Origin of the sequence: Enterococcus sp. AZ071 (assembly GCF_050499065.1) — a bacterium.
Taxonomy (GTDB): Bacteria; Bacillota; Bacilli; order Lactobacillales; family Enterococcaceae; genus Enterococcus_A; species Enterococcus_A ferrettii.
Genome location: NZ_JBIPAS010000001.1, coordinates 405,345 through 428,786, shown reverse-complemented (window position 1 = coordinate 428,786; position 23,442 = coordinate 405,345). Strand labels below are relative to the sequence as shown.

General features: G+C 39.7%; 29 protein-coding genes and 2 pseudogenes. 4 read left to right on the top strand and 27 right to left on the bottom strand.

The features are described from left to right. Window positions 1-52: 52 nt before the first annotated feature. The 5 genes from uvrC to zapA form a co-directional block, all read right to left on the bottom strand. A complete protein-coding gene (gene uvrC / locus IGI49_RS02035) occupies window positions 53-1,837 on the bottom strand; it encodes an excinuclease ABC subunit UvrC (protein ID WP_429963152.1) in 1,785 nt (594 codons plus the stop codon). A gap of 68 nt (window positions 1,838-1,905) precedes the next feature. Then, entirely contained in the window at window positions 1,906-2,220 is a 315-nt protein-coding gene (gene trxA, locus IGI49_RS02030; protein WP_207703416.1) for a thioredoxin, read from the bottom strand. Between the two features lie 80 nt (window positions 2,221-2,300). Next, on the bottom strand, window positions 2,301-4,661 hold the full coding sequence (locus IGI49_RS02025) for an endonuclease MutS2 (protein ID WP_429963151.1): 2,361 nt from the start codon (window positions 4,659-4,661) through the stop codon (window positions 2,301-2,303). A 52-nt stretch (window positions 4,662-4,713) separates the two neighbouring features. Next, the gene (locus tag IGI49_RS02020) at window positions 4,714-5,268 is read right to left on the bottom strand and encodes a CvpA family protein (RefSeq protein WP_207703414.1); all 555 of its coding nucleotides are present in this window, start codon (window positions 5,266-5,268) and stop codon (window positions 4,714-4,716) included. Between the two features lie 8 nt (window positions 5,269-5,276). Beyond that, complete coding sequence (gene zapA / locus IGI49_RS02015; RefSeq protein WP_010755934.1) at window positions 5,277-5,711, bottom strand: cell division protein ZapA; 435 nt, start codon at window positions 5,709-5,711, stop codon at window positions 5,277-5,279. A gap of 121 nt (window positions 5,712-5,832) precedes the next feature. Between zapA and rnhC the strand changes: the two genes are divergently transcribed. Further along, the gene (gene rnhC, locus IGI49_RS02010; protein WP_429963150.1) at window positions 5,833-6,750 is read left to right on the top strand and encodes a ribonuclease HIII; all 918 of its coding nucleotides are present in this window, start codon (window positions 5,833-5,835) and stop codon (window positions 6,748-6,750) included. 59 nt (window positions 6,751-6,809) lie between these two features. Here rnhC and IGI49_RS02005 read toward each other — a convergent pair whose 3' ends face one another. Continuing rightward, on the bottom strand, window positions 6,810-7,913 hold the full coding sequence (locus tag IGI49_RS02005; protein ID WP_207703413.1) for an alpha-hydroxy-acid oxidizing protein: 1,104 nt from the start codon (window positions 7,911-7,913) through the stop codon (window positions 6,810-6,812). Window positions 7,914-8,303: 390 nt separating this feature from the next. Here IGI49_RS02005 and IGI49_RS02000 point away from each other — a divergent pair, with 390 nt between their 5' ends. Then, a complete protein-coding gene (locus tag IGI49_RS02000; protein WP_207703412.1) occupies window positions 8,304-9,062 on the top strand; it encodes a hypothetical protein in 759 nt (252 codons plus the stop codon). Window positions 9,063-9,253: 191 nt separating this feature from the next. Beyond that, window positions 9,254-9,745, top strand: a complete 492-nt coding sequence (locus tag IGI49_RS01995) for a flavodoxin family protein (protein WP_207703411.1) — start codon at window positions 9,254-9,256, stop codon at window positions 9,743-9,745. Between the two features lie 58 nt (window positions 9,746-9,803). On the opposite strand, the gene IGI49_RS01990 is transcribed toward IGI49_RS01995, so the two are convergent. From IGI49_RS01990 to IGI49_RS01920, 15 genes and pseudogenes are all read right to left on the bottom strand, one after another. Continuing rightward, window positions 9,804-9,920 (bottom strand): putative metal homeostasis protein, encoded by a 117-nt coding sequence (locus tag IGI49_RS01990; RefSeq protein WP_207703410.1) that lies wholly within the window; start codon window positions 9,918-9,920, stop codon window positions 9,804-9,806. A gap of 21 nt (window positions 9,921-9,941) precedes the next feature. Then, a complete protein-coding gene (locus IGI49_RS01985) occupies window positions 9,942-10,931 on the bottom strand; it encodes a CobW family GTP-binding protein (protein ID WP_207703409.1) in 990 nt (329 codons plus the stop codon). A gap of 21 nt (window positions 10,932-10,952) precedes the next feature. Then, window positions 10,953-11,102 carry a 50S ribosomal protein L33 gene (rpmG, locus tag IGI49_RS01980; protein WP_207703408.1) on the bottom strand — a complete coding sequence of 50 codons (150 nt, stop codon included), beginning with the start codon at window positions 11,100-11,102 and terminating at the stop codon, window positions 10,953-10,955. A gap of 13 nt (window positions 11,103-11,115) precedes the next feature. Beyond that, window positions 11,116-11,493 carry a hypothetical protein gene (locus IGI49_RS01975; RefSeq protein WP_207703407.1) on the bottom strand — a complete coding sequence of 126 codons (378 nt, stop codon included), beginning with the start codon at window positions 11,491-11,493 and terminating at the stop codon, window positions 11,116-11,118. 12 nt (window positions 11,494-11,505) lie between these two features. After that, a complete protein-coding gene (rpmF, locus tag IGI49_RS01970; protein ID WP_207703406.1) occupies window positions 11,506-11,673 on the bottom strand; it encodes a 50S ribosomal protein L32 in 168 nt (55 codons plus the stop codon). Between the two features lie 14 nt (window positions 11,674-11,687). After that, on the bottom strand, window positions 11,688-11,957 hold the full coding sequence (rpsN, locus tag IGI49_RS01965; RefSeq protein ID WP_207703405.1) for a 30S ribosomal protein S14: 270 nt from the start codon (window positions 11,955-11,957) through the stop codon (window positions 11,688-11,690). Between the two features lie 206 nt (window positions 11,958-12,163). Further along, window positions 12,164-13,198 (bottom strand): glycosyltransferase, encoded by a 1,035-nt coding sequence (locus IGI49_RS01960; protein WP_207703404.1) that lies wholly within the window; start codon window positions 13,196-13,198, stop codon window positions 12,164-12,166. 41 nt (window positions 13,199-13,239) lie between these two features. Next, window positions 13,240-13,476, bottom strand: a complete 237-nt coding sequence (locus tag IGI49_RS01955; RefSeq protein WP_207703403.1) for a hypothetical protein — start codon at window positions 13,474-13,476, stop codon at window positions 13,240-13,242. A 74-nt stretch (window positions 13,477-13,550) separates the two neighbouring features. Next, window positions 13,551-13,904 (bottom strand): hypothetical protein, encoded by a 354-nt coding sequence (locus tag IGI49_RS01950; protein ID WP_207703402.1) that lies wholly within the window; start codon window positions 13,902-13,904, stop codon window positions 13,551-13,553. Beyond that, the gene (locus IGI49_RS01945; protein ID WP_429963149.1) at window positions 13,901-14,596 is read right to left on the bottom strand and encodes an ATP-binding cassette domain-containing protein; all 696 of its coding nucleotides are present in this window, start codon (window positions 14,594-14,596) and stop codon (window positions 13,901-13,903) included. The genes IGI49_RS01950 and IGI49_RS01945 overlap by 4 nt, the downstream gene beginning before the upstream one ends. After that, window positions 14,593-14,958 carry a GntR family transcriptional regulator gene (locus IGI49_RS01940; protein ID WP_207703400.1) on the bottom strand — a complete coding sequence of 122 codons (366 nt, stop codon included), beginning with the start codon at window positions 14,956-14,958 and terminating at the stop codon, window positions 14,593-14,595. The genes IGI49_RS01945 and IGI49_RS01940 overlap by 4 nt, the downstream gene beginning before the upstream one ends. 151 nt (window positions 14,959-15,109) lie before the next feature. Continuing rightward, window positions 15,110-15,808, bottom strand: a pseudogene (locus IGI49_RS01935) (CPBP family intramembrane glutamic endopeptidase). 300 nt (window positions 15,809-16,108) lie between these two features. Then, the gene (locus tag IGI49_RS01930; protein WP_207703397.1) at window positions 16,109-16,420 is read right to left on the bottom strand and encodes a DUF1292 domain-containing protein; all 312 of its coding nucleotides are present in this window, start codon (window positions 16,418-16,420) and stop codon (window positions 16,109-16,111) included. Between the two features lie 15 nt (window positions 16,421-16,435). Beyond that, window positions 16,436-16,864, bottom strand: a complete 429-nt coding sequence (gene ruvX, locus IGI49_RS01925; protein WP_207703396.1) for a Holliday junction resolvase RuvX — start codon at window positions 16,862-16,864, stop codon at window positions 16,436-16,438. After that, window positions 16,861-17,130, bottom strand: coding sequence for an IreB family regulatory phosphoprotein (locus IGI49_RS01920; RefSeq protein ID WP_010755917.1), 270 nt, complete (start codon window positions 17,128-17,130; stop codon window positions 16,861-16,863). Before IGI49_RS01920 ends, ruvX begins: the two co-directional genes overlap by 4 nt. Before the next feature lie 311 nt (window positions 17,131-17,441). Here IGI49_RS01920 and IGI49_RS01915 point away from each other — a divergent pair, with 311 nt between their 5' ends. After that, window positions 17,442-18,263, top strand: coding sequence for a LysM peptidoglycan-binding domain-containing protein (locus tag IGI49_RS01915; RefSeq protein ID WP_429963148.1), 822 nt, complete (start codon window positions 17,442-17,444; stop codon window positions 18,261-18,263). Window positions 18,264-18,340: 77 nt separating this feature from the next. Here the strand turns inward: IGI49_RS01915 and IGI49_RS01910 are convergent, their stop codons facing one another. From IGI49_RS01910 to hflX, 6 genes and pseudogenes are all read right to left on the bottom strand, one after another. After that, window positions 18,341-18,670, bottom strand: coding sequence for a hypothetical protein (locus tag IGI49_RS01910; RefSeq protein ID WP_207703394.1), 330 nt, complete (start codon window positions 18,668-18,670; stop codon window positions 18,341-18,343). After that, a pseudogene (locus tag IGI49_RS01905) lies at window positions 18,660-18,884 on the bottom strand (peptidase dimerization domain-containing protein); the annotation flags it as partial. The gene IGI49_RS01910 and the pseudogene IGI49_RS01905, both read right to left, overlap by 11 nt. Window positions 18,885-19,009: 125 nt before the next feature. Next, entirely contained in the window at window positions 19,010-20,350 is a 1,341-nt protein-coding gene (gene glnA, locus IGI49_RS01900; protein WP_207703393.1) for a type I glutamate--ammonia ligase, read from the bottom strand. Between the two features lie 44 nt (window positions 20,351-20,394). After that, entirely contained in the window at window positions 20,395-20,775 is a 381-nt protein-coding gene (locus tag IGI49_RS01895) for a MerR family transcriptional regulator (protein ID WP_010755909.1), read from the bottom strand. Between the two features lie 173 nt (window positions 20,776-20,948). Then, entirely contained in the window at window positions 20,949-22,214 is a 1,266-nt protein-coding gene (locus IGI49_RS01890) for an aminotransferase class I/II-fold pyridoxal phosphate-dependent enzyme (RefSeq protein ID WP_207703392.1), read from the bottom strand. Continuing rightward, on the bottom strand, window positions 22,198-23,442 hold the full coding sequence (gene hflX, locus IGI49_RS01885; RefSeq protein ID WP_207703391.1) for a GTPase HflX: 1,245 nt from the start codon (window positions 23,440-23,442) through the stop codon (window positions 22,198-22,200). The genes IGI49_RS01890 and hflX overlap by 17 nt, the downstream gene beginning before the upstream one ends.

Genomic DNA, 23,442 nt, shown 5'->3' with positions numbered 1-23,442 from the left:
TTTACATTCATTAACAAAAATATAGCACGCTTTACATGTCGTGTAAAGCGTGCTATACATTTTTTTCTTCATGTAATTGTTGATAAACATTTTCAGCTACATTTTTTGGTATACCAATACCTTGCAGTTCTTCTACCGAGGCTGCTTGAATATTTTTAAGTGACTTAAATTCTTTCAACAGCAGTTTCTTTCGCTTAGGACCTAATCCTTCAATTTTATCCAGTTTAGAAGCAAAACTATTTTTGCTGCGCAACTGTCGATGAAAGGTAATCGCAAAACGGTGGACTTCATCCTGAATACGCTGCAGCAGGAAAAATTCCTGAGAATTCCGTTCTAACGGAATACGTGATAAATCCGGTCCAAACAGCAGCTCGCTGGTTTTGTGCTTGTCATCTTTTGCCAATCCAGCAATCGGAATGTCCAAGCCTAACTGATTATCTAAAACGTCCCTTGCAGCATCTACTTGCCCCTTTCCACCATCAATAACGATTAAATCAGGAAACGGCAGATTTTCTTTCAGAACTCGAGAATAACGACGGTAAATAACCTCTCGCATTGAAGCATAATCATCCGGTCCCTTGACTGTTTTGATTTTATACTTGCGATATTCTTTCTTAGCTGGTTTCCCATCAATAAATACTACCATAGCAGAAACCGGATCGGTCCCCATGATATTGGAATTGTCGAAGGCTTCAATTCGAATCGGTTCGGGAATATTCATGGCATTGCCTAAGCGTTCGACAGCACCGATTGTTCGAGCTTCGTTTCGTTCAATTAAATTAAACTTCTCATTTAAGGCTACATGCGCATTCTTATCCGCTAGCTTTACCAATTTCTTTTTCTCGCCTCGTTGAGGCTGTAAAACCTTGGTTTTCAGCATTGCTTCCACACTTGACTTATCAATAGCATCAGGAATTAGAACTTCCTTAGGGATAAAGTGTTCATTTTCTTGGTAAAACTGTCCAATATAGGTCAAGAAATCCTCTTCAGCCTGATTGTAAAATGGAAACATCGAGACATCTCGTTCAATCAGTTTTCCTTGCCGTACAAAGAAAACCTGTACACACATCCAGCCCTTATCAGTAGCATAGCCAAATATATCGCGATCCACCAAATCAGCATTGGTCATCTTCTGCTTAGTCATAACGGTTTCAATCGCTTTAATTTGATCTCGGTATTCCGCGGCTTTTTCAAATTCCATATTTTCGGCGGCATCTGCCATTTTCTTTTCCAAAACTTCTTGAACTTCCATATGCCCACCATTTAAAAAACGCTTGATTTCATTTACCATGATTTTATAACGCACTTGAGGAATATCAAATACACAAGGTGCCAAGCATTGCCCCATATGATAGTATAGGCAGACTTCCTTAGGCAGAACTTTGCATTTTCTCAATGGAAACAAACGGTCCAATAAGCGTTTCGTTTCATTGGCTGCTCGAACATCCGGATAAGGTCCAAAATACAAGGCTTTGTCTTTCAAAACCTTTCGAGTAATCAATAAACGTGGGAATTTTTCATTGGTAATCTTAATAAAAGGATAGGTTTTATCATCCTTCAGCATAATATTATATTTGGGGTCGTTTTTCTTAATCAGGTTGATTTCTAATAGCAGGGCTTCAATATTGGATTCGGTAACAATATATTCGAAGTCTTCAATCTCACTTACCAGTCGTTCGGTTTTGGTGTCGTGACTTCCTGTAAAATAAGAACGTACACGGTTTTTTAAAACCTTCGCTTTGCCGACGTAGATGATTGTCCCATTTTTGTCCTTCATTAGGTAACAGCCTGGTTGATCAGGAAGCAAGGCCAACTTATTTTTTATTCGTTCATTCATTCTAAGTTTCCCTTCCAAATAGTTTCAAAACAGACAAAAAGCTGGACAATAATGCCCAGCTCCGTTGCTTACATATGAGCGCTAATTAATTCTTGTAATTGATCTTTCGTATGAACACCGATTACTTTATCTACCACTTGACCGTCTTTTTTCAACACAAGTGTTGGGATGCTCATGATACCAAATGATGCTGGTGTTTCTGGATTTTCGTCAACATCCATTTTTACAATTTTTAATTGGTCTTCATCATATTCTTCGCTTAATTGTTCTAAAATTGGTGCTTGCATCCGACAAGGACCACACCAAGTTGCCCAAAAGTCAATCAGGACCAGGCCGTTGTCAGTTTCTTCATTAAATGTTGTATCAGTTACTACTTGTGACATGATATCCCTCCTCAAATTTGTATTCACATTATAGCATGCAATTTGCCCCTATGCTATTGTTCTGCTTACAGTTGTAAACATTACTTAAAAGTTACCACCGTTGCGCCATCTCCGCCTTCGCTGGCCGGCGCAAATTCAAAGCTTTTGACATTGCGGTGATTTTTTAAGTAATCTGTAATTCCTTTTCGTAATGCGCCAGTACCTTTACCATGGATAATTCGAACTTGTGCATAATTTGCTAATAAAGCAGCGTCAATATATTGATCCACTTCCGCCAGAGCAGCTTCATATCGCATGCCTCGTACATCCAATTCGGTTTTCACCCGTGAGCCTGCTCCTCGTTGAACCCCTGTTATAACTCTTTGCTGTGGTTCCTCAATCGGTGTTGTTAATGTCATATCATCTTCAGAAATTGTCATCTTCAAAATACCGATCTGTACCTGCCAATCATTGTTGCCCATTCTCTTTAACAAAGTTCCTCGTTGGCCATAGGCTTCGACTAATACTTCGTCGCCTTCTTTAAATTGCTTCTTGGCCTTCGCCTTTTGCAAAACTTTATTTTTCTTCAACTGTTCATCTTGTTTCAGATCCTCCAGCTGAGTTCGAGCATCAATCAACTGATGTTCTTTTACATTTCCCTGACCAGACAGCTGCAGTTGCCGAATATCCTTGATAATCTTCTCAGCATCTTCTTGAGCTTGTTGAACCAATTCATTGGCCTGTTTCCGAGCCTTTTCCATTTCCTTTTCACGTTCATCAAAGAAATAGCTGTAGGCATTCTTCAAGTCGCGGTACAAGATTTCAGACTCCTCTACATAATGGCGAACTTCATGATACTCCGTTTCTGTCATTTTACGCTGATTTTCTAGATCAGCGATCATGTCGTTCAAGTCTTGACTTTCATCATCAATAATCTGTTTAGCACTTTCGATAATTCCTGCATCCAGACCTAAACGACGAGAAATCTCAAAAGCATTACTACGGCCTGGAACACCAATCAGTAAACGATAGGTTGGACTTAAAGTATCTACATCGAATTCCATGCTGGCATTGATCGTATTAGGACGGTTATAGCCGTAAATTTTCAATTCAGGATAATGGGTCGTTGCCATTACATAAGACGACTTAGCACCGACTGCATCCAATATCGCTATTGCCAAAGCAGCACCTTCTTGAGGGTCGGTGCCAGCTCCCAACTCATCGAACAGAACCAAACTGCGTTCATTAATCTTCTCCAAGATCGAAACAATTGTTGTCATATGAGAAGAGAAAGTAGATAAGCTTTGTTCAATCGACTGCTCATCACCAATGTCCGCAAAGACCTCTTCGAAGATCCCCATCCGGCTTTCTTCGCCAACTGGCAATGGTAACCCAGCTTGCCCCATTAGCTGCAAAAGTCCTAACGTTTTCAAGGTGACTGTCTTACCACCCGTATTGGGACCTGTAATAACGATTGCCTGATAGTTTTCACCGATCGTGATGTCATTCGCCACTGCCGTATTTGGATCCAATAATGGATGTCTTGCTTGTTTAAAGAATACATGGTTTTCTTCACTAAGCTCTGGAACGACTGCCTTGAGCTCCTTGGCCAAGCGGGCCTTAGCATTCATCAAATCAAAACGACCTAAAACATAGGCGTTATGAATGATTTCACGACGATAAGGAACTAGTTCAGCAGAGAGTTCAGATAAAATCCGTTCAATCTCTGTACGTTCAGAAATTTGCTGCTGACGCAGACGGTTATTCAATTCTACCACTTGCTTGGGTTCAATGAATAATGTTTGACCTGAAGCGCTTTGGTCATGAACTACTCCGCCGAAGGTTCCACGGTATTCTTGTTTTACCGGAATAACATAGCGGTCATTACGCATTGTAATAATTGCGTCGCTTAGATATTTAGCATTCTTACCACGAACCAAGCCATCCAACTGTTCTCGGATGTTTTGTTCACTGCGACGGATTTGACTGCGAATCGTCCGTAATTCAGGTGATGCTTCGTCTCTAATCCGCCCATCTTCTTCAACTGAACGTCGGAGACGACCACTTAATTCCGGCAAGGTCACTAATTGATCCGCCCAGAAATATAAACGAGCGAAATCCAATTCACTATCTTGTAAATCTTCAATAAAACGCGTCATTTCACTAGTTGTTGATAGTATTCGTGCTACCTCGGCCAATTCCAAGCCATTAAGATTTGCACCAATTTCAATTCGTTTCATATGAGGACTGATGTTCATCAGTTTAGGGACCGGCAGGCCACCCCGCAGACGCAGTACCTTCATTCCATCCTCTGATTCTTCCAACCAGGCACGAATGGTATGACTATCACTAGAAGGCACTAACTGATTTAATTCATCAGTTCCTTGTGCGGTTGCCAAGTACTGAGCAACCTTCATTTTTACATCATCAAATCCTAAGGTTGTTAGAATTCGTTCATTCATTGCATTCACCTTCTACAATAAGAAATAAACCGAAACCCTAAAGTTCCGGTTTTTAAATTTGTCCAATAATTCTCGTTACCCACAAATTATCAAAGGCACCACTTAAAAATAGCGAATAATCAATGATAAAACGTGCAAGAAAACTTCCCGAAATAGCATTTTGGACCAATGCCATCGGTACGAAGCTTGCCAGCTTCAGCAGAAGAAAGACAGCAACATAGGCTAGCACTAACGAAACCACTCCAGCAACTATTCCATCATATTGCGGCATCAACACTTGATACAACAAGTTTCGGCAAAAGATCGAGAACAAATGTGTAATCAGCCAGCCGATAAACAGGATCATCACAAAGGCAAAGCCGGCATAAAAGGCTTGATCTAGATTAAATCCCTGTTCGATAGAATAGTAAACCATATTGGACTCGCTGGTAACCGAAGGATAGGGAACGAATAATTCCAGTTTCTCTCCCACTCCCTTGTAGAATACCAAAGCCGCGATAAATGAAAGCACGTATCCTACTGTGAAAAATAGTTGATACGCTGTTCCTCTACGGTAACCGGTATAAAAAGAAAGAATAAAAACAATTAAGATAAATAGCGTTAGCATGGTTTTCCTCACTTATTAGCAGCACGTTTTTGAATTTCACGCTTGCGATTTTCGTTTACAACTTGTTGCGCTTCTACATGATTGCGGATTTGCGCATTATTCTGTCCATTTTTTTGCATAATTGACTTTGCTTCTGCTTCAATCGCTTCGATCTTTTTTATTTTATTTTCAAGCTCCACTGACCGAGCAGCCCGGCGCTTCAAATCAGCCTGATGCTTCTTTAGCTGCAGCAGTTCCTCTTGCTTCTTGACTTGATCGGATACCGCATTGATTGCTAATAAGATCGCAGCCTTCTCCGCTGTAATCTCCGGTGACAAGTTTTTTATTTCATTCAACTGTTCATTTACCAATGCTAAAACCATGTCCATGTGTTGCTTGGATTCCTGACCAATGATAGTATATGTCTGTCCAGCTACGGTTGCTTTGTATCTATTTTGAGCCATGCGGATTTTCCCTCCTCGCAATATTGTCGAAAAAACACTAGTTTATTATATGCTATAAGAGGGCGTTTTTACAACTTTCATCAAAGAAAAGTCTGCGAAATTAAAGAAAAGAGAAAACTTTATGCGCTTAAATGTATTGAAATTATCGAGAAGTAAGTTGTTAGAGCTCGAAGAATACTACTGCAATGATCTGACTAAAAAAAACATCCCTTATACTGAATTCACGGCTAAAAAAAACGGAATTAGCATTACCGCTTATACTTCTGGTACAGTAACCTTTCAGGGAAATAACGCTAATGTTGAGGCTAGTAAATGGGGAACTATTGAAAGCTCAACTCGAAAAGCAGCAGGTTCTTCAACTGCCACACTACCTGATGGTTTTGCTCAATTATCAGTTATTGGTAGTGATGAAGTGGGGAATGGCAGCTATTTCGGTCCTTTATGTGTCTGTGCTGCCTCCGCAGATAGAGAAAAATTACCTGAGTTAAGGCATCTCGGTGTAAAAGACTCCAAGATGCTGACTGATTTGCAAATCCGTGAAATGGCCGTAAAAATAAAGGATTTGATTCCTTATAAATTATTGGTTCTAATGCCTAAAAAATACAACGAGATCCAACCTAAATACAACGCGGTTCGGATGAAGGTCGCTCTGCACAATCAAGCAATCGCCTTGTTATTAGAGCAAATATTTCCTCAAAAACCGGATGCTATTCTAATTGATCAATTTACTCCACCAGCGAACTATAAAAAGCACGTAAAAGGCGAGAAACGCCAAATAGACGAGCAAATCTACTTTATAACTAAGGGTGAACACTATCATTTGGCTGTAGCAGCTGCCTCCATTATTAGTCGAGCTAGGTTCCTAGAAGGACTGGATGAAGCATCTGAAGAGGTAGGAATCGTGATTCCCTCAGGTGCGGGGAAACCCTCTGATCAGGCCGCAGCTATTTTACTTAAACGAGGTGGCAGCGAATTGTTGACAAACTATGCGAAACTGCATTTTGCCAATACAGAAAAAGCGCAAAATTTATTAAAATAATAGAAGAAAAAAGAGCATCAAAGACACTAAATAGTCTTTTGATACTCTTTTATACTGTCTTACATGTAATAGTTTCTTCTTAATTTCGTTTGAGTAATATCAGAGATTGTTTGAGCTCCTGCTAATTGCATAACCATTTCCAGTTCTCTTTGGAAAAATTCAAAAACTTGCTGAACGCCAGTTGCACCACCTAAAGCGAGACCATATATTGCTGGTCGTCCAATTGCCACCAGATCTGCGCCAGAGGCGATGGCTTTAAAGACATGCTGACCACGGCGGACCCCACTGTCGAAAATAATCGGTACACGTTTGTTCACCGCTTTTGACACATACTGCAAGGAATCAAAAGTTGCAGGGCCGCCATCTAACTGTCGACCACCATGATTGGATACCCATATACCATTAGCACCCGCATCTAATGCCCGCTCAACATCCTCTTCTGACTGGATTCCTTTTACAAAGACTGGCAGCGAAGAATTTTTCGCAATAAAGGTCACGTCTTTTGGACTAAGCTTTTGCTTAGATGAACCATAAACAGCATCCATCGTTTGACCGACACCTGATTGGTATGCTCGTACGATTGGCATTGGCAACGGGAAAGTAAAGCCATTTCGTTTATCCGTTTCTCGGTTACCACCAACTGTTGCATCAGCAGTTAAGATAATCGCTTTTGCTCCACTTTCCTTAGCTTTAGATAATATGTCGATATTGACGCCATCATCCTTGCTCATATACAGTTGGAACCACTGACAGGCTTCGGGACCGGCAGCTTGCCGAATTTGTTCAATCGTGCGAGAGGCGTACGAACTGATTGAGAAAATTGAGCCATAATCAGCTACCCCTTTTGCAGTTGCTTCTTCTCCTTGCATGTTAGCCAAACCATGGGCAGCGATTGGTGCCATAATGATGGGCGCCCGCAGCTTTTCATCCATAAAGGTAACTTCCGTTGTTGGCAACTCTATATCCTTCAACACATGAGGGATTATCAACTGATGTTCAAAAGCCCTCTCATTTTCACGATAAGTAAAAATATCACCTGCACCACTACTTATGTAGCCATATCCACCTTTGGGAATTACTTCTTTTGCCTGTTCTTCTAAATCATGAGTGTTGATAAAGTCGATTGGCCCCTCAGCATTACTTGTCTGATAATTTATTGTCATTTTAATCATCCTTTCACTATAACGCTTACAAAGCCATCCTACTCTTTCTTGTAATCCTAAACAACTAATCTGTTTCAGTCATTATTGACAAAAAGTAAGCGAAATCATCTATAAAACTGCTTAAGTTTAAGAAAGTATTAAACCAGAAAAAATACAATTCTCGCATAATCTTATTTATTTCACAATTCAATTCATTTTTCTCATTAATCAGGTGGAGCTAAAACAACTCTTTTAGCACTTTCGTAGTATTCGCAAAAAAATAAAATGAGAACGAACAACTTTTACTCTTAGAAATAACAGAGTATTTCATAATCTGATTGATTGTCTATCCTCTTTATTGAGCATATCATCAATGGTGTAATGAAAAAACGACGAGGAGATGGATGAAGTATGTTGAAGAAAGCATTAATTGGAGGATTCACAGTAGCTACATTAACCTTAATATTAGGTGCGTGTGGTTCAGGAAGCACCGATAATAGTCAGAGCAGTTCAAGTATGAGTAGCTCGAGCATGTCTAGTTCAAGCATGAGCAGTTCAGAAACAAGTGATTCAACAAGCGGGTCAATGAACAGTGGCAATGAGAGTATGGGCATGTCCAGCGTAGGACAAATCGTCGGCAGTTATGATAGCTCTGATGGTAAAGTAATGGGTGCTACTAAGCCTGGCGAAAAAGTAAAATTTGAAGTTCCTGCTAAAGATGGCGATGAATACCTTCACCTAGCATTTATGCATGCTGCTTCTGGTGATAAAGGTTGGTATTTTGCACCTGAATCTGAAGATGGTATTGCTCTTTCTAAATCAATGTTTGATGGGAACAGCTCTGTAGATATCACTGATAAAATGGGCTTGTTCGCTGCTCCAAATGAAACAACTTCTGAAGCAGTAACTGCTGATGATGGTGATTTGAAATATGCAGACACTAGCGAATTTATGAAAGCAACTGTTACTATGGAAAATGATATGTATGTAGTAACTATCGAAAATATGTCTTCTGGTGACCATGAAACTCCATTCTCATCAGGTGTATGGGAAATTACCGATACTAAAGGTAAAGGCTTTGATCACACCGCTTCTAAAGAACTTTCTGCTTTAGCAACTATGGGTCACAGAGAAGACCTTTACAAGATGGTAGAAAAAGAAGCAAAATAAATTTTAATTAATGTCGCTATTTTTGCTTTAACTAAAAAGTAAATTCCCTATAGCGGACCGCATGAGAATTTAACAGTCTCATGCGGTTTTTTTGTGTTTTCTTCTATATTAGTCAAGCATTAGCTGTAAAAGAACTTGCCAATTCTATTAGATGAATTTATAGTGAAGAAAAAGATTGCAAAGGAGACAAAATGAAACTGGGAATAATTTACTATACACATGGCGGTCATACGCATGAAATGGCTGAATGTATTGCGGAAGGAATACAATCTAAAGATGTGGAAGTTCGTTTATTTTCACTTAACGAACAGTTGGATGAAAACTATTTAAATGAGTGTGCAGGTATCATCTTCGGTACTCCAACTTATGTAGCAACCTCCCATTGGCGGGTCATTGAATGGCTGACTAAAGACCGTACCATTAAGCTAGGTGGAAAGCTAGGTGGTTGTTTTGCCACTGCTCATTATGCCCAAGGCGGCAGCGATTCAGCTATCATGTCCTTAGTGGGAATTTTGGTGACTAAAGGAATGCTGGTCTATTCAGGTGGCTCAGCGTTAGGCAAACCCTTTATTCACCATGGACCCGTTGCACTAGATGCTGTTGGAAACCATTTTGAAGAATCCAAAGAATTGTTTAAAACTTTCGGGCAACGATTTGCTGATAAAGCGCTGGAATTATTTTAGTTAGCCAACAAAAAAATGAGATCAGAATACCTAGCTAGCATTTTGATCTCATTTACTTTTATTTTTTTGTTTGATTGCGTTTTGCTTCCTTAATAATTTTTAACGCCCTTTTGCGCGTTTTAATATTGGGACTTCTTAAACGTCGGTATGCACTAGATACATCTGATTTTTCCATAAAAATAGGCCTCCTTTCAAACTATATCCGTTGAATCTTATTGAATGCTTTGCCAATAGTCTTCTGATCCAAGTTTTTTCCAATTATAACTATTTCATTCACCTTATCTTTAGCCTTGCGATTTGTCGGATTAAACTGAATCACCTGATTCACTCCTTGAATCTCCGTCAAATAATCGTTTTCAGCTAATTGTACAAATCCTTTAATTCGAAAGATATTATCAGGATTATTCAGTAGCAACCAATCAATCCACCTTACTAAAAGTTTTTCAGGAATTTCGGCCTGCCCTTGTAATTTCAAGGCTTCAAAATTATGCCTCAACTCCTGATGATGGTGTTCCTTGTGAGCATGGTGTGCGTGCTCCTCCGTCTTATCTGATTGCAACTGTTGATGAAAACGAGCAATTCCTAAAACCTGTGCAGCAAGCAGCGACTCCTTCATTGACAGAGAAAACGTATGAAAATCAGTTAGTGGATTCATCGTTTCTATTTCCTGAACAACTTTAGGGATTTTTGAAGCATCGGTTTCTGATTTTTCCGAAATGAAGATCCGATCAGCAATTGCTAGCTGCTTAAGTGCCTCTGGATAGAGAAAATTTCGTTCGAATTGATCACTATCGACCACTGTAATTACACTGTCCAAATAGAAATGGGAGCAGATCCCCGGCGTTGCCACAATCGTTTGCATGATTGGTTGAGGATCAGAAATGCCACTGGTTTCAATGATAATCTGTTTAATCGGATAACCTTGATCAACAAACACCTCGAGAACAGCTGACAAGGCATTAATCAAATCCGTTCGCAAACTGCAGCAGATGCAGCCACCATTCATTTGAAAAATTCGTTCTTGGGAATGCAGCAGCAGTTCGTGATCAATCCCAGTCTCACCAAACTCATTTTCGATAATTACTATCTCTTCAGAAGCCAGATTAGTGCCTTTTAATACCTGATTGATCAAGGTCGTTTTCCCTGAACCTAAAAAACCAGAAATAATGGTGATTGGAATACCCATCTTGCTTCCTCCCACTCTAAACTATTTTGTTTCTCGAAAAATCGCCTTACGCCGTAGTTTAGGAGAGTACTTTTTCAGCTCCAGTCGTTCGGGAGTATTGCGTTTATTTTTGCTAGTCAGATACAAGCGTTCTCCAGTCTCTACACATTCCAAAATAATAGTTTGTCTCATATCTTTCTCCTTTTTATCGATCTGTTAAGTATTCTTTGAGCTGAAGTTCTTCATCATAATTAAAGATTTCCTCTGACAACTGTTGTAAAATCTGTTGCTTCAGACTAAGAGGAATTTCCCAGAAACCATTAATTTGCTGAAACTGATTAAGATCATACCGTTGAAATACTGGATAGAGTTTTAAAAAATTTTCAAGGCTGAGACCTTCTGCTTCATCAAAAACCTTGATCCAGCCTTGTTCAATTGCATAATCAGTCGGTTCCCCTGTTTCTGAAATCATCCTTTTTTTCACCATCGATCGATAAAATTCAGCCTTGCTGCCAACTTCCTGTTTTTGTCCCAGTAAATAGCTGAATCCTTCTTCAACTAACGGCGGGTAGATTATTTCCATCACGATCAGCTCCTAATCGATTACTTTCTTCCCTTTGTAGTACCCCTTCAACGAAACATGATGACTTCGGCGATATTCACCCATAGCTTCGTCAAAAGATATTTCAGGTCGAGAAACCTTTTGATGGGTTCGTCTTAATTTCTTCTTCGTCTTAGATGTTCTTCTTGCTGGTACTGCCATTCCAATTCCTCCTATTACCAACTAGCTTTTTTGACACCAGGAATCTTTCCTTGATGTGCTAGTCTTCTAAAATTAATCCGTGACATTCCAAATTTGCTCATATAAGCTCTAGGTCTGCCATCGACTAAATCACGATTTTTATAACGATTAGGGTTGGAATCCTTTGGTAACTTTGCTAAAGCCTGGTAATCACCAGCGGCCTTTAATTCTCGGCGAATCTCAGCATAACGATCGATCAATTCTCGCTGTTTGCGAGCTTTCGCAATTTTTGATTTTTTAGCCATTTAATCTTCCTTTCAGCATTACTATTTACGGCAGACAAAACGTAATGTTTACGATTTGATAAAATGAATTTACCACTAGTTAGAAAATGTGTCAAGGAAAAATAACATGAAATTTTGTTCAGATGAATGAAAAAGCATTTGTTAACCAAAAAATCACTAAAAAAACTGCACCTATTCTCGCTCTGGGTGCAGCCATGCTATCCTTATCAATTCTCACTTGTTGCCAAATCGCTTGAATAATTCAGTACGGACTGATAAACAGCCAGTAATTCCTTGCCAATGGACTCGATACTTCTCTTTTTAGCTGTCTGATAGCCATTTCTGGTTACATCTGGTGCTTGATTTCCAACAATTTGCTTAATTTTCCTTTTGAAACTCTTGTTATCGACTTCCATAAAACAATTCTTACCGCTTTCCAGCCACTCTTTATATACGGGAATATCTCGAACTAAAACATTCTGCTTACTAGCTAAAGCTTCTAATACTACAATTCCCTCAGTCTCTTCATAGGAAGGAAAAAAGAACAAATCAGCTGCAGAATAAGCGCCTTGAATAATATCTCCCTTGATATATCCAGGAAAAAGTACATTGCTAGGATGGTTGGTTTTCACTATTTTTCGGATTTCTTTAGGTATGCTGTACAATGGAACATATCCGAACCAGATAAATTTGTATTCCGGCATTTGTCGAGCAATTTCTACAAAGTCATAGATGCCTTTCCGTTTGAAATACAATCCCACACAAATGATCACTTTTTCGCCCGGTTTTAAGTCGAAGTACTGACGAAATTTTTGTTCCTTCTCACTATTCGGCTGATAATTCTTCATTTTGATTCCGTTAGAAACAACTTTAATTGGCATTTTGAGACCATAATTTTCTAAGAGCTCTTTAGAATAGTCAGTCGGTGTAATCAAGCAATCAGCCTTCGAATAAAGACGGACCAGATAATTTCTAAATAAAGGAGCCAATTGATTTGAACCAACAAACGAATTCCGAAAATCCTCCTCAGTAGAATGTGCATGATAAATTACCTTTTTCCCCAATCGCCGCGCCTTAGCAATCATGCGTTGGCTGTTGGGACCATAAGTATTGATATGAAGGATGTCATAATCTGTGCTGGCAGGATCTAACGTGTATTCAATGCCTACAGTAGAAAGAGCCTCCATTTGATGCTCTAACGCTCGACCAATACCAGATTTTGCTAAAACTTTTTTGCCTTCAAAATAGAGCAAAACTTTCAACCTGATCCCTCCTTCTTATGCTAAATTTATTTACTCGGTAATCAGTCTGTTTCTTCAATATACTTGTTGACGATCACCAATGAAGCTGCGATTGCTATAGCAACTAAAATAGTCAGATACAGGGCAAATGGAATCGTCGTCAAGACTCCTTGAAACAACTCTTGAATGTACAAGAAAGCCAGTACTAAAACCACGAATAGCAACGGCACCCATGCTTTAGAAATCTTAGAGGACCAACGCTGCCAGATTGCTTGAGTTGACAAGATAAAAAATTGCAAAAGAATATAAAAACCTAATAAACTTAAGCTATTCCATAAATCTCCCAAGTGCATAAAGTCAAAGTTAGGAACATTTAGACTATGAGATAAATCACTAAATGAGCTAGGCTGCAAATTACACCGTTAATTAGAGTAAAAAACACGAAATTACAAAGAGACAATAAAATATTTATTAAATACAGCTGACTGATCCTTAGAGGCAGTAAGCGAACTGTTCTTTTCGAAAAAAAGTTACCAAAGCGTGTTGTATCGCCAATTATGAATCCCCACGTCAGCAATCCGGCCACTAAAGGCAACACGCCAGGAGTATGGATATCTTTTGCTAAGTAAAAGTAGATACTTAAGCAGGTGTAGAAGAGACTCAGCACCGTACTTAATAAGTAAAGCTTTCTGGTATTATGGTCATTTAAAAGTGCTAGCCATTTCATTGTGTTAACGCCTCCCGATAAAGATTTTCCAAACCAATTCCTCTAGTTTCCCGAAGTAGTTCCATATCTTGATGCTGGATAATCTGGCGATTTTTCAAAATCATCACTTCATCAACAATATTTTCGATTTCAGTCATTTGATGCGTGGTAAGTAAAATCAAACTTTTTTCATCAAACCAACGAATTAAGGATTGAATTATTTTTTCTCTAGTCAACAAATCAATCCCACTCAGAGGTTCGTCCAAAAGATAGATTTCAGTCTTTCTAGCTAAGGTAGCGACTAAAGCCGCTTTCTCCAATTGACCACGGGATAGAGTTTTTAATTTAGATTGAGGGTTTATTTCCATGAAGTTCAATAATTCTTCAGCTCGTTCTGAGGAATAATCTGCATAAAAACGTCGATAAAAATCTAAAACCTTGCTAATGGTAAAGTCCTTAGGAAAATCATTTAAATTAACAATATAGGACACCTTGGATTTAGTTTCATCTCCGATAATTGTTCCATCAATACTCATCTGGCCTTTCCAATTAAGCGCCAACCCCGAAAGAAGTCGCATGATGGTCGTTTTTCCTGAGCCATTCTCACCTAACAGGGCTACGATCCTGCCTTTCCCTAATGAAAAATTCAAATCAGAAAATATTTCATGACTGTTTTTTCTATAATGTACGTTTTTTACTTCTATAAAACTCATTCCTGATCCTCCTCAATAAAGTGCTGCAGTTTTTCTAAGGCTTCTGTTGTGGAAAACCCCAAATGCTTCATATTACTCAAATAATCGTTCATCACTTGAGCAACCTTCTCTTGATTTAAATTTTCCAAAACTGTTTGATTTGAAGTTACGAACCGTCCTTTGCCTCGTTCCGAGTAAAGAATATTCATCCGTTCCAGCTCCTGCAGCGAGCGTTGGACAGTATTGGGATTCGTTGATAATTGGACCGCCATTTCTCGGACTGCTGATATTTTTTCACCTGGTTTAAGCTTGCCAGCAATAATTTGTTGGATGATTTCATCCATAATTTGCAAATAGATTGGTCGATCTTCCGCGAAGTTCATCTGATGCCTCCAATAGTGTACTAATACAATAGTACACTACAAAACAAAATTGTCAATAGTATGGCAGTGGAATTGTTGTACACAAAAAAACTGACTCTTCAATCAAAAGTCAGGTGGGTAAGTTCTATCAAAGTATTAGGGAGCTTCTGGATCAAGCAGCTTTTTTATAGTAAATCGACGTTTTTACTTTCGATTGATTGTTGTACATGTTGATGACAATTACCGCAACAATGATCATCATCAATAATGAAATTATCCCAGTCTCGCCTACTAGATAAGGACTCAGCGGACCTCCAAAAGATTGATCTAACAGCAGCTGACTGACAAAATTATCTAAAAAATGTAAAAAGACTGCTGGCCAAACACTTTTCGATTTCAAAATAAGGTAAAACATTGTATAGGACACAACAACCATTTGTAAAACATAAATTGGAACTTGATATCCTAACGAAATCGTTGATACATAGCCACTTAAAATTATCGGCGCATGCCATAATGCCCAGACAAATCCACTAATCAATGCACCCTTCTAAAAGCCATATAGTTCATTTAACTTAGGTACCATGTACCCTCGCCAGCCAAGTTCTTCTCCTAACGCAGTAACAAAATAAATTACCAGCATTATAAACAGCATCATTGGATTTTTGACCAACTCAAGTGGCATATTTGCCACAATGACATCTCTTCCATATATCAAGAAATAGATACCATATGAAATACCCCAATACAAGAAAGTCAGCAAAAATGTAATGGCGATATACTTTAGATGTGTTCGATTGATATGCAGTGCATTTTCTTTACGATGGTAAATCAAACTAGTAACAATCGCTGCAATTCCCGGACACCACATAAGAAGATAACTAAATTCCAGTATTTGTTTAGCAATTATTAAATAGTAAAAGATGAAGCTAATTGAAAAACATAAGATGAGAAATGTAAGTAAAGATTTTTTAGTTTTTGACATTCAAGTATCCACCCTTCAGTTATTATTTGGCTTTACTATACGTAAAAGTACCTTGAATGAACCTTGAATGGTTAGAACTTCTGAATAAGATGATTCGATAGTCAGCATGCGTTTTAAAGTTCTCGGTGGTAGCGAACAAAAAAAGGCTAAATCCTTTTTTGAGGATTTAGCCATAAGGTCTTATTTCTATTCTTCTTCTTCAGCCATGAACGTGTTGAAGACTTCTTCAATCATGTCCCATTCAGCATCCGTTTCAATTTGCAGCAATTCACCTTCGCTGCCATCTTCGTTTTCTACGTATGCGTAAGCTTGCAATTCAACATCTTCGTCCTCTGGGGCACCCGCAGGATAAAGCAATACATAATTACGGTTAAATTCTTCTTGTCCGTCAATTGTTAGTAAGATTTCATACAGGGTTTCATTTCCTTCATCATCCACCAATGTAATCATTTCATGTTCGTGATCGTGATCATGGTCATGAGTGTGTTCGTGTGCCATTTACTTTCCTCTTTTCTAAAATTTATTGCTGGTTCGATCGAGATAATTTTGTAAAATCATCACTGCAGCAACTTTATCAATCACTTTTTTTCGTTTGGAACGTGATGCATCAGCTTGCTCGACCAACATACGTTCAGCTTGAACGGTCGTTAAGCGCTCATCTTGATACTCAACAGGCAGATCAAAAAGTTCTTTGATCTTTTCGCCATATTCCATCGAAGCCTCAGCACGAGGTCCGATGGAATTATTCATATTTTTGGGCAGGCCCACTACAAATCGGTCAACGTTGTATTCCTTAACCAATTCCTTTAATCGTTCAAAACCGAATTCACCTTTGTGTTCGTTAATTCGGATGATCTCAATTCCTTGTGCGGTCCATCCAAATGGGTCGCTTACTGCAACACCCACCGTTTTGGAACCAACGTCTAATCCCATGATTCTCATGGAAGATCGATACCGTGGTTAGATAGATAGTATTTCACTAATACTTCCATCACTTCATCACGCTCGTGACGGCGAATCAGGTTACGCGCATCTTGGTAACGTGGAATATACGCCGGATCTCCTGATAATAAATACCCAACGATTTGGTTGATTGGGTTGTATCCTTTTTCTGCTAAAGCATTATAGACGATCGTTAACGTCTCGCTGATTTCTTTCTTGCGATTGTCATCAAAATCAAAACGGACTGTTTCATCTGTATATCCCATAAAGCTACACCTCTTTCTCAAAGTTTTCACACTTACCATTTTACTAAAAGAAGCACCAACTTACAAATATTGAATTCATTTATCCCGGACTTTCCACCTTTTTCTTCAGGATTCCATTAAAACCTGCTTGATAAGCTAAGCTTTTTGCTCGAACATGACTGAATGAATAAATTTTTTTAACAACTATTTTGGAAAAAGATTTTCCGGTCTTTATCCATTCTTTTCTGCTATGAGAAGGTTCACATAAGTCTATTCAGTTAGCAAAATTGATGATAAAATTTACTCATAATCAACGGAAAGAAGGAAAAATGATGAAAAAGCTGGGGAGCGTTTGTTTCGTATTAGTGATTACTTTTTTGCTCGCAGGCTGCAGCAGTAAAGTGACTGTAGAAGATTTAAAAGCACATGACTGGCAATTGGATATCAAAAAGAATGATGAGTCCATCAATTACTTGGCTACTTTCAGCAACGAGATAATGACACTGTCCTTTGATACTTCGGATATGGAGTCTGAATCCTCCAACGAGTGGGAAAAAATGGGGGAAGATTTCGGGAAGCAGTTGTTAGAAAACATGAAATTTAAAGTTCAATACTCCTTAAAAGGTAACAGTATCCACCTTAAAAACAAGGACCTTGACCTAGATAATGATTATACCATTAAAAAGGACAATAAAAATTTAGTGCTGACTCCTGAAAAAACGGGGGAAAAACTTATTTTGAAACCCTATAAAAAAACTAAAAGCAGCTCAAAGACAACTGACACTACAACAACAACGACTAAAACTTCCAGTTCGACTTCTTCCAGCAGTTTAGAGTCGTCTTCTACTGAAAATACTTATCAACAGTCAATTGATGAACAAAATGCTTCCTTAGAAGCCTTCCTTAGTGAACAGCAAGCCTCTCAAGAAGCGGAAGCTTCACGAGAATACGCTGAAGCTAGAGCCTCAATTGATGCTGACAATGCTAGTTGGGAGGCAGAGTCTCAGCGCCGAGCGGCGGAACAACAGGCTTCAGCTGATGCTGAAAACGCTCGTTACGCAGATGAAGAGGAAGCCGAACGTTTACGGATGCAAGCCGAAGTAGATGCGCAGAATGCTTCGATCGATGCTGAGAATGCCCGCCAAGCTGAATGATCAGCCGTCACTTATATATTTAAACTTCTTCAACAACAAAAAGCAGCGGACTCGTGCCACTGCTTTTTGTCTGTTCTTTAATTGATAAATTTTTCGACTAGTGAAAGCAATATTTCCAGCATTTGATGTAAATCTGCTTCAGCAATACTTTCATCTGTCGAATGAATATTTTTCATATTTGTCGACAGGTTGACAGCATTTATTCCCCTCATGCGATACACATTGGTATTGCTTCCGCCGCCACAGGCCGCTCCTTGATAGCTGACACCTTGTTTTTTACAGGCCTTTTGAAAAGATACAATTAAGGCATTTTGATCATCGATGGTATAGCCTGGTGTTCCATAACTTAGTGTCTCTTCAAAAATAGCTCCGTTGGCCTGACAAACTGTTTGGAATTCAGTTTTCACCTGCTCGATCAATTTTTCTAATTTTTAACCGATCAAAACTGCGGGCCTCAAATTGCATCTCGACCTCGCCCATCACTACATTTGTGGCACTGCCGCCTTGTACGACTCCGATATTACAGGTCGTTTCTTCATCGACTCTTCCCATCGGCAGTTGGGTGATCACTTTTGCAGCAACCGTTAAAGCATTAATCCCTTTTTCTTGGCAAACACCGGCATGGCTTTTTTTCCAACAACTCGCAGAGTTCCTTTACAGCCATGGGGTTGTTTTGACTACTTTGGAAACGAAAAAAAGACCTAGTGAAGAGGGATTCTTCACTAGGTCTTTCCGTAAGTTAGGGATTAATATAATTCTAGGTACTGCTCACGTTCCCACTCAGACACCGTTTGACGGAACGCTGCCCATTCAATCTTCTTCGCTTCCGAGAAGTTGTTGTAGATGTGTGAACCTAAAGCATCCATCATTACTTGGTTTTCACGCAAAGCTTTAATTGCGTTGTGGATAGTTGAAGGTAAATCAAGGATTTGTGCTTCTTTACGTTCTTCTTCTGTCATTACATAAATGTTGCGGTCAACAGCTGCTGGCGGTGTTAATTTGTTGCGGATACCGTCTAAGCCGGCTTCCAATAATACTGCCATTGTCATATAAGGATTTGCAGCTGGGTCAACAGAACGCAATTCTAATCGAGTAGAAAGTCCGCGAGATTCAGGTACACGGATCAATGGTGAACGGTTACGACCGCTCCATGCTACGTATACAGGTGCTTCAAATCCTGGTACTAAGCGCTTGTAAGAGTTAACAATTGGATTACATACTGCTGTGTAAGCACGAGCGTGTTTCAATAGACCAGCTAAAAACTGGTAAGCAATGTCGCTTAATTGCATTGGACCATCTTCATCATAAAAGACATTGCCTTCGTCGTTAAACAATGACATGTTGCAATGCATACCTGAACCATTGATTCCGTATAAAGGTTTTGGCATGAAGGTTGCGTGCAGACCATGTTTGCGAGCAATTGTTTTAACAACCAGCTTGAAGGTTTGGATATTGTCACAAGCTTCGATTGCATCGGCATATTTGAAATCAATTTCGTGTTGACCAGGAGCTACCTCGTGGTGAGAGGCTTCTACTTCAAAGCCTAGGCTTTCTAATTCTAACACGATATCGCGTCGGCAGTTTTCGCCAAGGTCAGTCGGAGCAAAATCGAAGTATCCACCTTTATCATTCAAGTCTAATGTAGGATCGCCACATTCATCTAATTTGAATAAGAAGAATTCAGGTTCTGGTCCTAAGTTGAAAGAGGTAAAGCCAAATTCATCCATACCAGCCAATACACGTTTTAGGTTTCCGCGAGGATCTCCTGCAAATGGTGAACCGTCTGGATTGTAGATGTCACAGATCAAACGTCCAACCTTGCCGTGTTCGCTTTCCCATGGGAAGATCATCCAAGTAGTCAAGTCTGGATATAGATACATATCACTTTCTTCGATCCGAACGAATCCTTCAATAGAAGAACCGTCAAACATCATTTTGTTGCTTAACACTTTTTCTAATTGGCTTACTGGTACTTCTACGTTTTTAATTGTTCCTAAAATATCGGTGAACATTAAACGTAAAAAGCGGACGTTCTCTTCCTCAACGATTTTTTTAATGTCCTCAACTGATAAATCTCTCTTTGGCATAGTATCCCTTCCTTACGCTTCATTTTTTTATTATTCCACAACCACTAAAGCTTTGGCCCTTGCGATTGATATGGATGTTGTTGACTTAACCCGCTTTGGGTCAGCATTTCATCATAGAAGATTCGACGAACATCTTTGTCGGTCAACGGCGGCTTTTCTCTGGCCGCTTTTTCTTCGTCCTGGCGCATTTGATACACTCGTTTAATTCCAGCCATATTCAGACCGTCTGATAAATAATCCTTAATTTCCAGAAGCACATCAATGTCATTCAGAGAATACATTCTGCGGTTGCCTTCGCTCCGCTCTGGATGGATTAATTCTTGTTCTTCGTAATAACGGATCTGCCTAGCAGTTAAATCAGTTAATTTCATAACTGTACCAATTGGAAAAACAGCTAATGAACGACGCAATTCTTTCTCCCGCATCAAATATCCTCCTTGTTTCTTAATGTTGAAAATAGGATACCAAGCATTAGACCAGTTGTCAACCGCAAATGTTAGATTTTCTTACATAGACGCAAATAATTTTCTAACATGACTCTTTGAACGACATAAAAATAGACGTCTCCCGATAGGAAACGCCTGTTTTTCAGTAAATTTTATTCAGCCTTAGACTGATGATAAACATCATTCACTGCATTTGAAACGGCTACCTTCACATGCTCAAAAGTTAAACCGCCCTGCAGGTAAAGAGAATACGGTTCACGTAAAGGCCCATCCGCACTTAATTCAATGCTGGCACCTTGAACAAAAGTTCCAGCTGCCATAATAATATCATCCTCATAGCCCGCCATGTAAGAAGGAATCGGCGCTACATAAGCATCAATCGGTGAGAATTTTTGAATAGACTGACAAAAGCGAATCATGGCATCTCGCTCCTTTAACTCTACCAATTGAATCAAATCGGTGCGGGGATCGTCCCACTTAGGGGTGGATTCAATTTGATATTCTGCTAACAGTGCTGAAGAAAAGATCGCTCCTTGAATCGCTTGACCAACTACGTGAGGGGCTAAGAAAAACCCTTGCAGCATATCATAAACATTGCCTAGCATCGCTCCACCTTCCGCACCAACTCCTGGCGTAGTTAAGCGATAAGCACAACGTTCAACGATCTCTTTTTTACCGGCAAGGTAGCCGCCGGTTTTAGCAATACCACCACCAGGATTCTTAATCAAGGAACCAGCCATCAAGTCAGCCCCAACTTGAGTTGGTTCCAGCAATTCCGCAAACTCCCCATAACAATTATCGACAAAAATAACTGCTTCAGGTGCGACTGTTTTAACAAAGTCGCACATCTCTTTGATCTTATTGATCGTAAAAGAAGGACGAGCGGCATAGCCGCGCGAACGCTGAATCGCTATCACTTTAGTATTCTCAGTTAATTTTTGCTTCACGCCCTCAAAATCCACTGATCCATCTTCTAATAAGGCAACTTCATCATAGCCAATTTGATACTCTTTCATTGAGCCAATCCCATTGCCTTGGGTTCCAATAACTTCCAGCAATGTGTCGTAAGGTGTCCCAGTAATATAAAGCAGATCATCTCCAGGACGCAAAACACCAAACAAAGCAGTCGAAATAGCATGAGTTCCCGAAACAAGCTGAGGACGTACTAATGCCGCTTCAGCACCAAAAGTTTGGGCATAAACTGCTTCTAACGTATCCCGACCTAAATCGTCATTGCCATAACCGGTTGATGGCAAAAAATGACTTTCTGACACGTGCTGTTCCCGAAAGGCGGCTAAAACCTTTGCTTGATTGGAGAGCGCCGTTTCTCTCACTTTTTTTAAAGCCGGTTCAATTTTTTGATCAACTTTATCAATTGTTTTTACTAACTCAGGGGCTAAATTAGCCGTCCAACTCATCATCCATTCTCCTTATCCAAACGGAACTCCGCTTCGCAAAGCCACGAACTTGATAAACTTCTTTTTCTTCTTCAAATGTTTCACTCAATACTAAGCTTTCTCGTCGAACTGCATTTAGAGACTGCCCATCTTCGGCCTTAATTGTTAATAAATAAGGTTCCAGCAGTTCCATGATTTCTTTTTTGATTGCTTCAGCCAAGACTTCTTTACCTTTACTGGACTTAGCCGAAATCAAAGTATTAGGAAACAAGGTTGGCGTAAAACTAAAAGGATCAATCCGGTCGGCTTTATTGTAAATGGTTAAAATTGGGATATCATCCATTTCCAAATCCTTCAGCAAAGTCATAACTGTTTGCTCTTGCTGCAGGCGGTCCTCTGAACTAGCATCCACTACGTGCAGCAGCAAGTCCATCCCCTTACTCTCTTCAAGAGTAGAGTGAAAGGCGTCAATCAATTGCGTTGGCAAATCTTGAATGAAGCCAACAGTATCAGTAATGGTAGTTTGCATTCCTTGCGGCAATTGCCATTTCTTAGTCAACGGATCCAGGGTCGCAAATAACTGATCCTTAGAGTACGTCTCCGCATTGGTCAATAAATTCAAGATCGTCGACTTGCCAGCATTGGTGTACCCTATCAAGCCCATTTGAAAAATATTTGACTGTTGCCGCTTTTGGCGACTGCGTTCACGATGAGCTTCGACATTCTTCAATTCTTTTTTGATTGCAGAAATACGGTTACGGATATGACGACGGTCCGTTTCCAGCTTGGTTTCCCCAGGACCCCTTGTTCCAATCCCTCCGCCAAGTCGTGACAAACTATGGCCCTGTCCCATAAGACGAGGCAGCAGGTAGCTTAACTGAGCCAGCTCTACCTGCAGCTTGCCCTCTTTGGAACGCGCTCGCTGCGCAAAAATATCCAAAATCAGTTGAATCCGGTCAATTACTGGCACACCAACAATGTCTTCTACGGTTTGACTTTGTCTGGGGGTCATCGCATGGTTGAAAATAACCAGCTCAGCTTCGTGGGCATCCACTAATTGAGTCAGCTCTTCTACTTTCCCCTTACCAATGATTGTTTGACGATCTACTCTGGGACGTTTTTGCGTCATAGAAAAAACAATCTCTCCATGAGCGGTCTTGGTCAACCCAGCTAATTCCTGCATGGATTCCAGATAATTCTGTTTATTTTCTTCTGTTTCTACTCCGACAAGAATAACTCTCTCTGACAT

What these genes read in the sequence shown, in the direction of transcription:
- IGI49_RS02025 (WP_429963151.1), bottom strand. Translation starts at nt 4,661, where the DNA reads ATGAATGAACGAATTCTAACAACCTTAGGATTTGATGATGTAAAAATG.
- rpsN (WP_207703405.1), bottom strand. Translation starts at nt 11,957, where the DNA reads ATGGCTAAAAAATCAAAAATTGCGAAAGCTCGCAAACAGCGAGAATTG.
- trxA (WP_207703416.1), bottom strand. Translation starts at nt 2,220, where the DNA reads ATGTCACAAGTAGTAACTGATACAACATTTAATGAAGAAACTGACAAC.
- IGI49_RS01945 (WP_429963149.1), bottom strand. Translation starts at nt 14,596, where the DNA reads ATGAGTTTTATAGAAGTAAAAAACGTACATTATAGAAAAAACAGTCAT.
- IGI49_RS01920 (WP_010755917.1), bottom strand. Translation starts at nt 17,130, where the DNA reads ATGGGATATACAGATGAAACAGTCCGTTTTGATTTTGATGACAATCGC.
- IGI49_RS01975 (WP_207703407.1), bottom strand. Translation starts at nt 11,493, where the DNA reads ATGGAAATAATCTACCCGCCGTTAGTTGAAGAAGGATTCAGCTATTTA.
- glnA (WP_207703393.1), bottom strand. Translation starts at nt 20,350, where the DNA reads ATGCCAAAGAGAGATTTATCAGTTGAGGACATTAAAAAAATCGTTGAG.
- rpmG (WP_207703408.1), bottom strand. Translation starts at nt 11,102, where the DNA reads ATGAGACAAACTATTATTTTGGAATGTGTAGAGACTGGAGAACGCTTG.
- hflX (WP_207703391.1), bottom strand. Translation starts at nt 23,442, where the DNA reads ATGTCAGAGAGAGTTATTCTTGTCGGAGTAGAAACAGAAGAAAATAAA.
- IGI49_RS01895 (WP_010755909.1), bottom strand. Translation starts at nt 20,775, where the DNA reads ATGCGGGAGAAAGAATTGCGTCGTTCATTAGCTGTTTTTCCAATTGGT.
- IGI49_RS02020 (WP_207703414.1), bottom strand. Translation starts at nt 5,268, where the DNA reads ATGCTAACGCTATTTATCTTAATTGTTTTTATTCTTTCTTTTTATACC.
- IGI49_RS01990 (WP_207703410.1), bottom strand. Translation starts at nt 9,920, where the DNA reads ATGGAAAAATCAGATGTATCTAGTGCATACCGACGTTTAAGAAGTCCC.
- IGI49_RS01950 (WP_207703402.1), bottom strand. Translation starts at nt 13,904, where the DNA reads ATGAAATGGCTAGCACTTTTAAATGACCATAATACCAGAAAGCTTTAC.
- IGI49_RS01890 (WP_207703392.1), bottom strand. Translation starts at nt 22,214, where the DNA reads ATGAGTTGGACGGCTAATTTAGCCCCTGAGTTAGTAAAAACAATTGAT.
- IGI49_RS01915 (WP_429963148.1), top strand. Translation starts at nt 17,442, where the DNA reads ATGAAAAAGCTGGGGAGCGTTTGTTTCGTATTAGTGATTACTTTTTTG.
- IGI49_RS01930 (WP_207703397.1), bottom strand. Translation starts at nt 16,420, where the DNA reads ATGGCACACGAACACACTCATGACCATGATCACGATCACGAACATGAA.
- ruvX (WP_207703396.1), bottom strand. Translation starts at nt 16,864, where the DNA reads ATGAGAATCATGGGATTAGACGTTGGTTCCAAAACGGTGGGTGTTGCA.
- IGI49_RS02005 (WP_207703413.1), bottom strand. Translation starts at nt 7,913, where the DNA reads ATGACAATAAATTATCAGACAAGTAATGCTGAGGGGCCAATCGACTTT.
- IGI49_RS01985 (WP_207703409.1), bottom strand. Translation starts at nt 10,931, where the DNA reads ATGGGTATTCCAATCACCATTATTTCTGGTTTTTTAGGTTCAGGGAAA.
- IGI49_RS01995 (WP_207703411.1), top strand. Translation starts at nt 9,254, where the DNA reads ATGAAACTGGGAATAATTTACTATACACATGGCGGTCATACGCATGAA.
- zapA (WP_010755934.1), bottom strand. Translation starts at nt 5,711, where the DNA reads ATGGCTCAAAATAGATACAAAGCAACCGTAGCTGGACAGACATATACT.
- IGI49_RS01940 (WP_207703400.1), bottom strand. Translation starts at nt 14,958, where the DNA reads ATGAACTTCGCGGAAGATCGACCAATCTATTTGCAAATTATGGATGAA.
- rnhC (WP_429963150.1), top strand. Translation starts at nt 5,833, where the DNA reads ATGCGCTTAAATGTATTGAAATTATCGAGAAGTAAGTTGTTAGAGCTC.
- IGI49_RS02000 (WP_207703412.1), top strand. Translation starts at nt 8,304, where the DNA reads ATGTTGAAGAAAGCATTAATTGGAGGATTCACAGTAGCTACATTAACC.
- uvrC (WP_429963152.1), bottom strand. Translation starts at nt 1,837, where the DNA reads ATGAATGAACGAATAAAAAATAAGTTGGCCTTGCTTCCTGATCAACCA.
- rpmF (WP_207703406.1), bottom strand. Translation starts at nt 11,673, where the DNA reads ATGGCAGTACCAGCAAGAAGAACATCTAAGACGAAGAAGAAATTAAGA.